Genomic DNA, 233 nt, shown 5'->3' on the forward strand with positions numbered 1-233 from the left:
CCGGGTGAACCGCCTCGTCGGGTGCTCGCTCGACCTGCTCGGCGGCAGCTCGTGGATGTGGCGGTTCAAGCACAACACCCTCCACCACGGCAACACCAACGTGATGGGCGTCGACAGCGACATCGACCAGGGCCCGATCGCGCGCCTGGCGCCACAGCAGCCGTGGCGGCGCTGGCACCGCAACCAGCACGTCTACCTGTGGCTGGTGTACGGGTTGCTCGCCATCCGCTGGT

Annotated in this window: 1 protein-coding gene; it reads left to right on the plus strand. The window is 68.7% G+C overall.

The window, feature by feature from the left end; genetic code table 11:
* Positions 1-233, plus strand: a 233-nt coding sequence (locus RAD10_RS42595; protein ID WP_461622102.1) for a fatty acid desaturase family protein, incomplete at both ends; no start/stop codon positions are given.

It is taken from the genome of Bradyrhizobium sp. 23AC, assembly GCF_054863025.1.